Annotated in this window: 12 protein-coding genes; 11 read left to right on the forward strand and 1 reads right to left on the reverse strand. The window is 64.4% G+C overall.

Annotated elements, in window-relative coordinates; all coding sequences use genetic code 11:
* Window positions 1–14 precede the first annotated feature (14 nt).
* The 10 genes from pyrH to rpmE all read left to right on the forward strand — a co-directional run bounded on the left by pyrH (window position 15) and on the right by rpmE (window position 9,390).
* On the forward strand, window positions 15–737 hold the full coding sequence (gene pyrH, locus VN047_RS22165; protein WP_325546564.1) for a UMP kinase: 723 nt from the start codon (window positions 15–17) through the stop codon (window positions 735–737).
* Between the two features lie 23 nt (window positions 738–760).
* Window positions 761–1,315 carry a ribosome recycling factor gene (gene frr, locus VN047_RS22170; RefSeq protein ID WP_325546566.1) on the forward strand — a complete coding sequence of 185 codons (555 nt, stop codon included), beginning with the start codon at window positions 761–763 and terminating at the stop codon, window positions 1,313–1,315.
* Between the two features lie 34 nt (window positions 1,316–1,349).
* The gene (uppS, locus tag VN047_RS22175) at window positions 1,350–2,042 is read left to right on the forward strand and encodes a polyprenyl diphosphate synthase (protein ID WP_325546568.1); all 693 of its coding nucleotides are present in this window, start codon (window positions 1,350–1,352) and stop codon (window positions 2,040–2,042) included.
* A 3-nt stretch (window positions 2,043–2,045) separates the two neighbouring features.
* Window positions 2,046–2,723, forward strand: a complete 678-nt coding sequence (locus VN047_RS22180) for a phosphatidate cytidylyltransferase (protein ID WP_325546570.1) — start codon at window positions 2,046–2,048, stop codon at window positions 2,721–2,723.
* A gap of 4 nt (window positions 2,724–2,727) precedes the next feature.
* Entirely contained in the window at window positions 2,728–3,891 is a 1,164-nt protein-coding gene (locus VN047_RS22185) for a 1-deoxy-D-xylulose-5-phosphate reductoisomerase (RefSeq protein ID WP_325546585.1), read from the forward strand.
* Window positions 3,884–5,014, forward strand: a complete 1,131-nt coding sequence (rseP, locus tag VN047_RS22190; protein WP_325546572.1) for an RIP metalloprotease RseP — start codon at window positions 3,884–3,886, stop codon at window positions 5,012–5,014. The genes VN047_RS22185 and rseP overlap by 8 nt, the downstream gene beginning before the upstream one ends.
* 73 nt (window positions 5,015–5,087) lie before the next feature.
* Window positions 5,088–7,787, forward strand: a complete 2,700-nt coding sequence (bamA, locus tag VN047_RS22195) for an outer membrane protein assembly factor BamA (RefSeq protein WP_325546574.1) — start codon at window positions 5,088–5,090, stop codon at window positions 7,785–7,787.
* The gene (locus tag VN047_RS22200; protein WP_325546576.1) at window positions 7,787–8,479 is read left to right on the forward strand and encodes an OmpH family outer membrane protein; all 693 of its coding nucleotides are present in this window, start codon (window positions 7,787–7,789) and stop codon (window positions 8,477–8,479) included. The genes bamA and VN047_RS22200 overlap by 1 nt, the downstream gene beginning before the upstream one ends.
* Before the next feature lie 35 nt (window positions 8,480–8,514).
* Complete coding sequence (fabZ, locus tag VN047_RS22205) at window positions 8,515–8,964, forward strand: 3-hydroxyacyl-ACP dehydratase FabZ (RefSeq protein ID WP_414712748.1); 450 nt, start codon at window positions 8,515–8,517, stop codon at window positions 8,962–8,964.
* A 198-nt stretch (window positions 8,965–9,162) separates the two neighbouring features.
* Complete coding sequence (gene rpmE, locus VN047_RS22210) at window positions 9,163–9,390, forward strand: 50S ribosomal protein L31 (RefSeq protein WP_325546579.1); 228 nt, start codon at window positions 9,163–9,165, stop codon at window positions 9,388–9,390.
* 32 nt (window positions 9,391–9,422) lie between these two features.
* Here the strand turns inward: rpmE and VN047_RS22215 are convergent, their stop codons facing one another.
* The gene (locus VN047_RS22215) at window positions 9,423–10,895 is read right to left on the reverse strand and encodes a glycerol kinase (protein ID WP_325546581.1); all 1,473 of its coding nucleotides are present in this window, start codon (window positions 10,893–10,895) and stop codon (window positions 9,423–9,425) included.
* A gap of 358 nt (window positions 10,896–11,253) precedes the next feature.
* On the opposite strand from VN047_RS22215, the gene VN047_RS22220 reads away from it, so the two are divergent.
* Window positions 11,254–12,519, forward strand: a 1,266-nt coding sequence (locus VN047_RS22220) for a DEAD/DEAH box helicase (protein WP_325546583.1), incomplete at its 3' end; no start/stop codon positions are given.

Genomic DNA, 12,519 nt, shown 5'->3' on the forward strand with positions numbered 1-12,519 from the left:
AAGGTTCCCCCATCATGGCTCTGCCCGGCATGAAACGCATTTTGCTCAAACTGTCGGGCGAGGCGCTGATGGGTTCGAGCGCCTTTGGCATCGACCCCGAAACGGTCGCGAGCATGGCGGCCGAGGTCAAGGAAGCCAAAGGTCGCGGGCTCGAAATCTGCCTTGTTATCGGCGGCGGCAACATCTTTCGGGGCATGGCGGGTGCGGCGAAGGGCATGGACCGCGCGCAGGCCGACTATATGGGCATGCTCGCCACCGTGATGAACGCGCTCGCGATGCAGAATGCGCTCGAGCAGCTTGGCGTCGAGACGCGCGTCCAGTCGGCGATCGAGATGGACAAGGTGTGCGAACCGGTGATCCGCCGCCGCGCCGAGCGCCATATGGAAAAGGGCCGCGTCGTGATCTTCGCCGCCGGCGTCGGCGCGCCCTATTTCACTACCGACAGCGGCGCCGCGCTCCGCGCCGCCGAAATGAAGTGCGACGCGCTGCTGAAGGGCACCAGCGTCGACGGCGTCTATAATGCCGATCCCAAGAAGGATCCGGCCGCGGTCCGCTACGACACATTGAGCTATGATCGCGTGCTTGCCGACAATCTGAAGGTGATGGACGCGAGCGCGGTCGCGCTCTGCCGCGACAATCATATCCCGATCGTCGTGTTCAATATTCGCGAGCCCGGCAATCTGGCGCGCGTGCTGGCAGGCGAGGGTGTTTCCACCGTCGTTGGCGACGCAGCCTGACAAGATTTAGAGAGGAAAGACAGATGGCGAAATATGACAAGGCCGACCTCGAACGCCGCATGCACGGCGCGGTCGAATCGCTGAAGAGCGATCTCGCGGGCCTGCGCACCGGGCGCGCGCACACCGCGCTGCTCGATCCGGTGACGGTCGAGGTCTATGGCAGCCACATGCCGCTCAACCAGGTTGCATCGGTCAGCGCGCCCGAACCGCGCATGTTGTCGGTGCAGGTATGGGACAAGTCGAACGTCGGTCCGGTCGACAAGGCGATCCGCTCGGCGGGGCTTGGCCTCAACCCGATCGTCGACGGCCAGGTGCTGCGCCTGCCGATCCCCGAGATGACGCAGGAACGCCGCAAGGAACTGTCGAAGCTCGCCGGCCAATACGCCGAAAAGGCACGTGTCGCCGTGCGCAACGTCCGCCGCGACGGCATGGATAATCTCAAGACCGACGAGAACAAGAAGGAAATCAGCGAGGACGATCGCAAGCGGTCGGAAACCGAAGTCCAGAAGCTGACCGACGCGACGATCGCCGACATCGACGCCGCGGCGACCGCCAAGGAAAAGGAAATCCTGGGCTAGTGGATCGGTCGGTTTCCGGGACCCTGTACAGACCATGACGACACCAGCCGCCAGTCACGGCGCACGCCATGTCGCCATCATCATGGATGGCAATGGCCGCTGGGCGAAGAAGCGCCTGTTGCCCCGTGTCGCGGGGCACAAGGCCGGGGTCGAGGCGGTGCGGACGATCGTGCGCGCCGCAGGTGACCTCGGTATCGAGGCGATGACGCTCTACGCCTTCTCGTCGGAGAACTGGAAACGGCCCGAGGAAGAGGTCAGCGACCTGATGGGGCTGATGAAACGCTTCATCCTGTCCGACCTCGACGAATTCGCCGCGAACGATGTGAAGCTGAAGGTGATCGGCAACTGGCGCGCGCTCGCGCCGGACGTCGTCGGGCTGATCGACAACGCGCTCGAGCGCACATCGGGCAACAAGCGCACGACGCTCGCGGTCGCGCTCAACTATGGCGCGCAGGACGAGCTCGTGCGTGCGGCGACCGCCGCTGCGGCGCAGGGCGAAATCACGGCCGAGGCGATCGAAGCCAACCTCGACACCGCCGACATGCCCCCGCTCGACCTGCTCATTCGCACTTCGGGGGAGGTGCGGCTGTCGAATTTTCTGCTGTGGCAGTCGGCCTATGCCGAACTCTATTTCACTGACAAGCTGTGGCCGGACTTCAAACCGGCCGATCTCGAGGCGGCGCTCGACCATTTTGCACGGCGCGACCGCCGTTACGGGGGACTATAGGGCATGGCGGCAGCGGTTAAATCGGATCTGTGGGTGCGGGCCGGGTCGGCGATCGTCCTGTTCGCGATCGCGGGCACCGCGCTCTGGTTCGGCGGGCTCGCCTTTGGCGTGTTGCTGCTCGTCGGCGGCGCGCTGGTCCTCGTCGAATGGTTTGCGCTGGTCCGCGCGATGACCCTCGGTAGCGGGGCCAGGGCCGCGCTGGGTGTGCTTGGCCCGATCCTTGTCCTCGGCGCGATGGCGGGGCTCTGGTTTATTCGCGACCATCTCGGCGTCACCGCCGCGCTCTGGGTGTTCGGCATGGTGTGGGCGACCGACATCGGCGCCTATTTCGCCGGCCGCGCTTTCGGCGGCGCGCGCCTCGCGCCGAAAATCAGCCCGTCCAAGACCTGGTCGGGGCTGATCGGCGGTATGGTTGCCGCGCTGATCGCCAGCGCCACGATCGGCGACCGCGCAGGAATCATCGGCGTTCCGCTGTGGATCGGCCTGTTCATGGGGCTGCTCGCGCAGCTTGGCGATCTTGCGCAAAGCTGGATGAAACGCCGCGCCGGCGTCAAGGATTCGGGCAAGCTCATCCCCGGCCACGGCGGCCTTTTCGACCGCGTCGATGGCGTGCTGCCGGTGGCATTGCTACTCGGCGCGCTGGCGTTTGCGGGGCAGATCGCCGTGCGGGCGGCCGCCTGACATGATGCCGCGCCGCCTCTCGCTTTTCGGCGCGACGGGATCGGTGGGGCAATCGACCCTCGATCTTGTGCGGCGTGACGGCGAAGCATGGCGGGTCACGGTGCTGACCGCCAATTGCGATGTCGTCGAACTCGCCAGGCTCGCGAAGGAATTCCGCCCCGAAATCGCCGTCGTGGCGGACGAAAGCTGCCACGATGCGCTGAAGGATGCGCTCGCCGGAACGGGCATCGAAGCGGCCGCGGGTGCGGCGGCACTCGTCGAGGCGGCGCAGCGGCCGGCCGATCTCGTCATGGCCGCGATCGTCGGCACCGCGGGTCTCGCGCCGACCATGGCGGCGCTCGCCGCCGGTTACGATGTCGCGCTCGCCAACAAGGAGGCGCTGGTATCGGCGGGCGAGTTGATGACCGCGGTGGCGCGCGCCTCCGGTGCGACGATCCTGCCGGTCGACAGCGAACATAATGCGATATTCCAGTGCCTTGCGGGTAGCCGGGTCGAACAGGTGCGCCGCATCATCCTGACCGCGAGCGGCGGCCCGTTCCGCACGATGAGCGCCGCCGACATGGCACGGGTGACACCGGCGCAGGCGGTCGCGCATCCCAACTGGTCGATGGGCGCGAAGATCAGCGTCGATTCTGCGACGATGATGAACAAGGGCCTCGAACTCATCGAGGCGCATCACCTGTTCCCCGTCGGGCTCGACCGGATCGAGATTCTCGTCCATCCGCAATCGGTGATCCACAGCCTCGTCGAATATATCGACTGCTCGACGCTCGCGCAGCTCGGCTCGCCCGACATGCGCATCCCGATCGCGTCGGCGCTTGCCTGGCCGCAACGCATGGCGACGCCGTGTGCCCCGCTCGATCTTGCCAGCATCGCGCGGCTCGATTTCGAGGCTCCCGACGAAGTGCGCTTCCCCGCGACCGCGCTCTGCCGTGCCGCGATTGCCGAGGGCGGTGCGCGCCCCGCGCAGCTCAATGCCGCAAACGAGGTGGCGGTCGCCGCCTTCCTTGCCGGCCGCATTTCCTTCCCCGCGATCGTCGATACGGTGCGCCGCGTGATCGATGCCGGGGCGCCGCCTCCGCCCGCATCGCTTCAGGACATATTCAGCGTCGATGCCGCATCCCGCTCGGCTGCGCAGCGTTTTGTGGACAATTATGAACATGCCTGACATTCCGATTTGGCTCTATCCGATTGCTTTTCTTCTGGTCCTCGGCCCGCTCGTGTTTGTGCATGAATATGGGCATTACATCGTCGGCCGCTGGTGCGGGGTGAAAGCCGAAACCTTCTCGATCGGCTTCGGGCGCAAGATTCTCGGCTGGACCGACAAGCGCGGCACCGAATGGAAAATCGGCTGGCTGCCGCTCGGCGGCTATGTCCAGTTCGCCGGCGACCGCGATGCGGTCAGCCAGCCCGATGCCGGCTGGCAGCAATTGCCTGTAGAAGAACGGGCGCACACGTTCCCCGCGCAGCCCGTCTGGAAACGCGCGCTGATCGTGGCGGCGGGACCGTTCACCAACTTCCTGTTCGCCATTGCGATCATCGCTGCCTTCGCCATGATATATGGCACCTACAAGGTTCCGCCGGTTGTGGGTCAGGTTCAGCCCGGTCTTCCTGCCGCAGCCGCCGGCCTTCAGGCCGGTGACCGCATCGTTGCGATCGATGGCCGGCCGATGGGCGGGTTCGAAGACATCATGGCAACGATCTCCTATAATCTTGCCAAGCCGGTCGAGCTATCCGTCGAACGCGCTGGCCAGCGCTTCTCCTTTGATATGACGCCGCAGATCATCAGCGAAACCGACCGTTTCGGCAACAAGTCCGAACGGGCGATCATCGGCGTCCGGCCGGGCGAGCCGGTCCATGTGTCGATGGATCCGATCGAGGCGATCGGACATGGCGTGGATCGCACCGGGGCGATCATCCGCCTGCAAGCGTCGGTTATCAGCCAGTTTCTGGTAGGTGACCGTTCGATCAAGGACATGGGCGGCCCCGTCAAGATCGCCAAGACGTCGGGTGAAATCGCTTCACTGGGTGTTGGGGAACTTATCGCCTTCGCGGCCTTCATTTCCATCAATCTGGGGTTCATCAATCTCTTGCCATTGCCCATGCTTGATGGCGGTCATCTGCTCTTTTACGCCTATGAGGCGATCCGGCGGCGGCCAGCCCCCCCGCAAGCGCAGGAATGGGCGTTTCGATTCGGTTTCGCGGCGATTGTCACCTTGATGCTGGTCGTGACTTTCAATGATTTGGGCTCAATTGGAGTATGGGACCGGATCGCCCGCTTGATTGGCTAGCGAGTATGGGGCAGGGAGTTGCGCGCGGACCCGCGGTCAGGCGGGTTTGGCGCTTTTGAGATATTTTTTCGGGATGAACAGCGTGGCTTCACACAAATTCTCGGCGCGGACACAGCTGTCGGCCCTTCTCATGGCCGGAACGATGCTCGCGACGCCGCTGATGGCGCAGGAAGTTGCCCCGCCGTCGGTTCCCGCTCCCGCCGTCCCCGCGCCCGCATCCGAAGCGGCGCCGACTGCTACGACGGTGCAGTCGATCACCGTCGTCGGCAACCAGCGGCTCGAGGCGCAGACGATCCTGTCGTACCTGCGCCTGCGCGTTGGCCAGCAATATGACCGTTCGGTGCTTGATCAGGCGCTGAAAGATCTCGCATCGACCGAGTTGTTCAAGGATTTCCAGATCACCGACAACAACGGTGCGCTGCAGATCCAGGTCACCGAAAACCCGGTGATCAACCGCGTCATCCTCGAAGGCAACAAGCGCCTGAAGGAAGACAAGATCCGGCCCGAGATCAAGCTCGCGCCGCGTCAGATATTCACCCGGTCGAAGGTGCGCGCCGACGTCGCGCGTATCATCGAGCTCTACAAGCGTCAGGGTCGTTTCGCCGCGACGGTTGAGCCCAAGATGGTGTCGCTCGACCAGAACCGCGTCGATGTCGTGTTCGAAATCAACGAAGGACCGAAATCGAAGGTCCGCCAGATCAACATCATCGGCAACGAGAAATTCAGCGACGGCGACCTCAAGGGCGAGATGGCGACGAAGCAGTCGAGCCTGATGACGATCCTGTCGTCGAACACCAGCTACGATCCCGATCGCCTCGCCTATGACCAGCAGAAGCTGCGTCTCTTCTACCTGCAGAACGGCTACGCCGATTTCCGCGTCATTTCGGCAGTCGCCGAACTGACCAGCAACAAGCAGGACTTCATCATCACCTACGTCGTCGAGGAAGGCGAGCGCTACAAGTTCGGCGACGTCGATGTGAAGAGCGAGTTGCGCGACTTCCAGCCCGAGATGCTGAAGCGGCTGCTGCCGATGCACACCGGCGACTGGTATAACGCCAAGCTGGTGGAAGACACGGTCGAAAGCCTCAGCGAGACCGCCGGCCTGTTCGGCTACGCCTTTGCCGACATCAACCCCGAATTCCGCCGCGATGCCGAAACCCGGACGATGGCGATCACCTTTAACGTCGCGGAAAGCCCGCGCACCTATGTCGAGCGCATCGACGTCAACGGCAACACGCTGACCCACGACAAGGTGGTCCGCCGCGAATTCCGCCTGAACGAAGGCGACGCGTTCAACAGCTTCGGCATCAAGCGCACCGAGAACCGCATCAACAGCCTTGGCTACTTCCAGGAAAATCTGGAAATCGAACGCAAGGAAGGCAGCGCGCCCGACCGCATCATCCTCGAAACCAATGTCGAGGAAAAGCCGACCGGCGAACTGTCGCTTTCCGCCGGTTTCTCGTCGATCGAGAATTTCCTGCTCCAGGCGTCGATCCGCCAGCGCAACTTCCGCGGTCTCGGCCAGCAGCTCCAGGCGTCGGTCAACTATTCGAGCTATTCGAAATCGATCGAACTCGGTTTCACCGAACCCTATCTGCTCGACCGCAACATCTCGGTCGGCGGCAGCATCTATCGCCGCGACCTCAATTCATTCAACTTCATCAACAATGATCGCCGGACGACATTCCAGCAGGTCACGACCGGCATGCAGCTCAACGCCGGCGTGCCGCTGACCGAATTCATGTCCTTCTTCGCGCGTTACAGCCTCAACTTCGACGATGTGACGCTCGACAGGGGGCTTTATTATTTCGGCGGCGAATGCGATCCGCTCGTCGCCGGCCGCTATCTGTGCGACGCGATCGGCAACCGCACGACCTCGTTGCTCGGCTATACGCTCGCCTACGACGACCGCGACAATCGAATCCGTCCGACGCGTGGCCAGTCGCTGTCGCTCAGCCAGGATTTCGCGGGCCTCGGCGGCAGCGTCAAATATGTCCGCACCCGCCTCCAGGGCAGCAAGCACTTCAACCTTGGCAGCCGCTTCATCCTGAACATCTCGGCCGAGGGCGGCTATATCTATCCGTTCGGCGGACGCCCGACCCCGACCAGCGACAAGGTCCGCCTGACCGACCGTTTCTTCCTCGGCGAACCGCAGATGCGCGGCTTCGACATCCGCGGCGTTGGCCCGCGCGTCATCCGCTACGGGGTAAACAACAGCGATCCGGCCAATCCCGTGGTGGTAACCGAGGGCGCCGATCGCGGCCAGATCGACGATGCGCTCGGCGGCCGTGCCTATTATCAGGGCCGGCTCGAGGTCGACATTCCGCTCGGCACGGGTGCCAAGGAACTGGGGCTGCGGCCGTCGGTCTTCGTCGATATCGGATCGGTGTTCAGCGTGAAGCGCCCGACGCTGACCACCCTCGCCGATTTCAGGGAAACCGATCCCAACGCTCCGGGCTTCGGTCTGACCAAGTCGCTTTGCCGCAATGCCGCAACCGGAGAGCGGCAGTTCGCGACGGAAAACACGACCACGACGGGGGGTGTCACGACGGGCACCGGGCAATATCAGACCTGTCCGGCCAATTTTTCGCGCCTGGACCCGTTCGAGGAACGCTTCTTCGGGGACACCTGGCTGCCGCGCGTTTCGATCGGCGCCGGGGTCAACTGGAACTCTCCTTTCGGTCCCTTCCGGATCGATTTCGCTTACGCCCTTCGCAAAGAAGAGGGTGATGACATTAAACGCTTCTCATTCAACGTAGGAACCCAATTCTGATGAAGAAAATTCTTGTCGCTTCGGCGCTGGCGATCGCCACGCTGTCGGTTTCGCCCATCCTGTCGGCTCCGGCCATTGCGCAGGCTAAAGGCGTAGGCGTCGCCGACGTCCGTGTCGCCGCCGCCCGTTCGACCGCTTTCCAGACCGCGTCGAAGCAGATCGAAACGACCTACAAGGCGCAGATCGACCAGCAGCAGTCGCGCGGCCAGACGCTGCAGGCCGAAATCAACGTCCTGATCGCCAAATATAATGAAGAGTCGAAGAAGACTCCCCAGAACCAAGCCGCGCTGCAGGCTGCCGCCAAGGCGGTTCAGGACAAGCGTCAGGCGGCGCAGACCGAACTCGGCCAGATCGGGGCTCCCGTCGATCTCGCCATCGCTTATGTCGAGGACCAGATCAGCATCCGCATGAACGAGGCGATCAAGGCGGCGATGACCGCGAAAAAGGTCGACCTGCTGCTCAACCCCGACGCCGTGCTGGCGCGCGAGAACAATGTCGACATTACCGACGCTGTCGTCACCGAACTCAATCGCATCCTGCCGACCGTATCGACGGCCGTGCCCGCCGGCTACCAGCCCGGTCAGCTTGTCCAGCAGCGCAACCAGCAGCTGATGGAACAGGCTCGCGCGGGACAGGGCGCCGCCACGCCGGCCGCTCCGGCACCGACGGGCAACCAGCCGACGACCCGCTAAGCTCGATGGCGGACGGGGAAAAGACGGATGGAGTGATGGGTCCGGTGGATATCCGCCGGATCCTGACGCTGCTGCCGCATCGTTATCCGATGCTGCTCGTCGACCGGGTGGTTTCGATGGTGAAGGACACCTCGATCCACGCGGTCAAGGCGGTGACGATCAACGAGCCCTTTTTCCAGGGGCATTTCCCCGGCCGGCCGATCATGCCCGGCGTCCTCATCGTCGAGGCGCTGGCGCAGGCGGGCGGCATATTGGCGGTGGAATCGCTCGGCCTCGGTGGTTCGGGCAAGCTCGTCTATTTCATGAGCATCGACGGCATCAAATTTCGCAAGCCGGTCGAACCGGGCGTTCTGCTCGACCTCCACGTCACGATCCTTCAGGCGAAGCGGAACATCTGCAAGTTCGAGGGGCGCGCGATGCTGGATGGCCAGCTCGCGACCGAATGCCAGTTCACCGCGATGATCGCCGACCCGCCGGAGGGCTGAGCCGACCCGCCTTCCGTCGTCACCCGGAGTGATTCGGGGCCGTGACACCACCCGGGCGATGGATGCCGGATCAAGTCCGGCGGGGCGAGGGCGGGTGTTGCATTCTACGCCAATGGCCACTAAAGGCCGCGACTTCGCGCCCCCGGGTGCATCGACTCACGCTGCTGGTCGGAAACCAGCGGCACAGGAGCCCACGACATGAAAAAAGACATTCATCCCGCCTATCACATGATCACGGTCAAGATGACCGATGGCACCGAATATCAGACGCGTTCGACCTGGGGCAAGGAGGGCGACGTGATGACGCTCGAAATCGACCCGACCGCGCACCCGGCATGGACCGGCGGCACGGGCCGTATGCTCGACGCGGGCGGCCAGGTCGCGAAGTTCAACAAGCGCTTCGGTGGTCTTACCCTCAAGCGTTAATGGCTCCTGTCCCTGCGAAAGCGGGGATTGGTTCAGCCGAGAACCTTTGCAAGCGCGCTTTGCCACCCGGCAAGGCGCGTTTTGCGTTTCCCGGCGTCGAGCGCGGGTGTGAAGCGCGTCGCGGTACCGCGCATCGCCTTGGCCGCGTTCGCGAGGTCGGGGTAAAGCCCCGCGCCGGTGGCGGCGAGCATTGCGGCGCCCAATGCAGTGCTCTCGACGAAATCGGGCCGCTCGACGGTGATGCCCAGCATGTCGGCCAGATCCTGCGCCATCCAGTCGTTGGCGGCCATGCCGCCGTCGATCCGCACTTCGGCCCAGTCGACGCCGTCGGCCGCGAAGGCGGATTTCAGGTCGTGCGCCTGATACGCCTGCGCCTCAAGCGCCGCCCGCGCGACATGCGCCTTCGTGCTCGCGAAACTCAGCCCCGACAGCGCACCGAGCGCATCGGGCCGCCAATGCGGCGCACCGAGGCCGGTGAGGGCGGGAACGAGATAAACGCCGCCATTATCGGCGACCGACCGCGCCAGTCCCTCGCTCTCGCCCGCGTTTGCGAGCAGGCCGAGCCCGTCGCGCAGCCATTTGATCAGGCTGCCCGCGACGAACACCGACCCTTCGAGCGCATAGGAACGGACATCGCCTTCCTGCACCAATACCGTCGCGAGCAGGCGGTTGTTCGATACCGGGCGCGCGGTGCCGCTCGCGGACAATATGAAAGCGCCGGTGCCGAAGGTCGCCTTGGTCTGTCCCTGCGACAGGCAGGCCTGCCCGATGGTTGCCGCCTGCTGGTCGCCCGCCATGCCGCAGATCGGGATCGCGCCGCCGAACAGCGCCGGGTCGGTCGTTCCGACGCGCGTGGTGCAGCCGGCGATTTCGGGGAGCAGCTTCATCGGCACGCCCAGCAGGTCGCAGAGCTCGCCATCCCAGCCGCCCTGGCCGTTGATGTCCATGAGCAAGGTACGCGATGCATTGCTCGCATCGGTGACATGCACGCCGCCCGTCAGGCGAAAGACGAGCCAGGATTCGACCGTTCCGACCGCGAGCCGGTCGCCCGCCTCGCGAAGCTGCGGCCAGTTCTTCAGCGCCCAGCCGATCTTGGTGCCCGAAAAATAGGGATCGAGCAGCAGGCCGCTCCTGGCCTGCGCCATCGCTTCATGCCCCGCTTCCTTCAGCGCGGCGCAGTCGGCGGCCGAGCGGCGGTCCTGCCAGACGATCGCCGGTGCCAGCGGTTCGCCGGTTGCGCGGTCCCAGAATACGACGGTCTCGCGCTGGTTGGTGATGCCGATCGCGGCGACGCGGTCGGCGCCGCCCGCCTGCGCGATCATCTCGTGCGTGCAGGCGAGGGTGGCCTCCCAGATTTCGGCGGCGTCATGCTCGACGAGGCCGGGTGCGGGGTAATGCTGCCGGATTTCGCGCTGGGCGCTGCCGAGCGGAGTACCATCGACACCGAAAAGCATCGTGCGCGTCGACGTGGTGCCCTCGTCGATGACGATGATTTTCTCGGCCATTTATCCTCCCGCTCTTTCAACCCGCCGCCCCCGCTTTCGGGGGGCGCTTATTTTGCGATCGCCTTGATGAAGAAAGAACGGTCCTTCGACAAGCTCGGGGCGCATGGAAAGGGTAACGCGCAATAATCTTGCAATCCGGCGCAACCCGTGCCATATGATGGTGCAGCGCAGCATGGCGGGATCACCCGCCGCAACCACCGGCAGCGTGATTTCCCGCCCGATTTCAGGCGCGGGCGAGCCGGACCAGCGCTTTGTCCCCAGAGGCACCCTTTCACGCGGGTCGTTTCGAACCCGCGGCCGTGCGCCGTCCGTTCGATGCGAACGGATGCGCCTGCGCGTCGCCCATTGTGAGTATTTTATGACGACTTTTAACGACTTTGGCCTGCACGCCGACATCAATCGCGCACTCGCCGCCAAGGATTATACCCAGCCGACCCCGATCCAGACGCAGGCGATCCCGCCGCTGATGAAGGGCCGTGACCTGTGCGGTATTGCGCAGACCGGCACCGGCAAGACCGCCGGCTTTTCGCTGCCCTCGATCCACCACCTGCTGACCTATCCGCATCGCGCCAACCCGCGTAGCTGCCGGATGCTCGTGCTCGCGCCGACGCGCGAACTTGCCGCGCAGATCGCGCAGAGCTGCCGCGACTATGGCCGCTTCACCAAGCTCAGCGTCACGACCGTGTTCGGCGGCGTGCCGATCAACAAGCAGATTCGCGAGCTTTCCAGCGGCGTCGATATCCTCGTTGCCACTCCGGGCCGTCTGCTCGACCTGATCGACCAGCGCGCCCTGCGCCTCGATGACGTCGAAATCTTCGTCCTCGACGAAGCCGACCAGATGATGGACATGGGTTTCATCCATTCGCTGCGCCGCATCGCCAAGCTGCTGCCCTCGCGTCGCCAGAACCTCTTCTTTTCGGCAACGATGCCCAAGGAAATCGCGCACCTCGCCGAACAGTTCCTCGAGGACCCCGTGACGGTGTCGGTGACCCCGGCTGCGACCACGGTGGAAAAGATCAGCCAATATTCGACTTTCGTCGAACAGAAGGAAAAGCAGGCGCTGCTCCATTCGGTCATCGCCAGCGAAGATATCGACCGCGCCTTGATCTTCACCCGCACCAAGCATGGCGCCGACCGCGTCGTGCGCCACCTTGCGGGCGCGGGCATCAAGGCGATGGCGATCCATGGCAACAAGAGCCAGTCGCAGCGCACCCACGCGCTGCAGGCGTTCCGCTCGGGCGACATCAAGCTGCTCGTCGCGACCGACATTGCCGCGCGCGGCATCGACGTGTCGGGGGTCAGCCATGTGATCAACTTCGAGATCCCCAACGTTCCCGAACAATATGTCCACCGCATCGGCCGCACCGCCCGTGCCGGCGCCGAGGGCAAGGCGATCAGCTTCATCGCGCCCGATGAGCGTCCGTACATGCGCGATATCGAACGCGTCACGCGGAGCAAGTCCGAGCCGATGCCGCTGCCCGAGAATTTCAACGAGATGGTGCGCAACCTGCCCAAGCCCGTCGCGCCGCCCCGCGACACCGGCAGTCAGGGCCGCGACCCCAACCGCCAGCGTCAGGACGCCCATCGCCAGCGCGATGGCGGCCAGCCGCGTGGCGAGCGTGGC

This window comes from Sphingopyxis sp. (genome assembly GCF_035565275.1).
GTDB lineage: Bacteria > Pseudomonadota > Alphaproteobacteria > Sphingomonadales > Sphingomonadaceae > Sphingopyxis.

Coding starts and splice junctions, on each gene's coding strand:
- uppS (WP_325546568.1), top strand. CDS start 1,350: ATGACGACACCAGCCGCCAGTCACGGCGCACGCCATGTCGCCATCATC.
- VN047_RS22215 (WP_325546581.1), bottom strand. CDS start 10,895: ATGGCCGAGAAAATCATCGTCATCGACGAGGGCACCACGTCGACGCGC.
- VN047_RS22180 (WP_325546570.1), top strand. CDS start 2,046: ATGGCGGCAGCGGTTAAATCGGATCTGTGGGTGCGGGCCGGGTCGGCG.
- fabZ (WP_414712748.1), top strand. CDS start 8,515: ATGGGTCCGGTGGATATCCGCCGGATCCTGACGCTGCTGCCGCATCGT.
- rpmE (WP_325546579.1), top strand. CDS start 9,163: ATGAAAAAAGACATTCATCCCGCCTATCACATGATCACGGTCAAGATG.
- pyrH (WP_325546564.1), top strand. CDS start 15: ATGGCTCTGCCCGGCATGAAACGCATTTTGCTCAAACTGTCGGGCGAG.
- VN047_RS22200 (WP_325546576.1), top strand. CDS start 7,787: ATGAAGAAAATTCTTGTCGCTTCGGCGCTGGCGATCGCCACGCTGTCG.
- rseP (WP_325546572.1), top strand. CDS start 3,884: ATGCCTGACATTCCGATTTGGCTCTATCCGATTGCTTTTCTTCTGGTC.
- frr (WP_325546566.1), top strand. CDS start 761: ATGGCGAAATATGACAAGGCCGACCTCGAACGCCGCATGCACGGCGCG.
- VN047_RS22185 (WP_325546585.1), top strand. CDS start 2,728: ATGCCGCGCCGCCTCTCGCTTTTCGGCGCGACGGGATCGGTGGGGCAA.
- bamA (WP_325546574.1), top strand. CDS start 5,088: ATGAACAGCGTGGCTTCACACAAATTCTCGGCGCGGACACAGCTGTCG.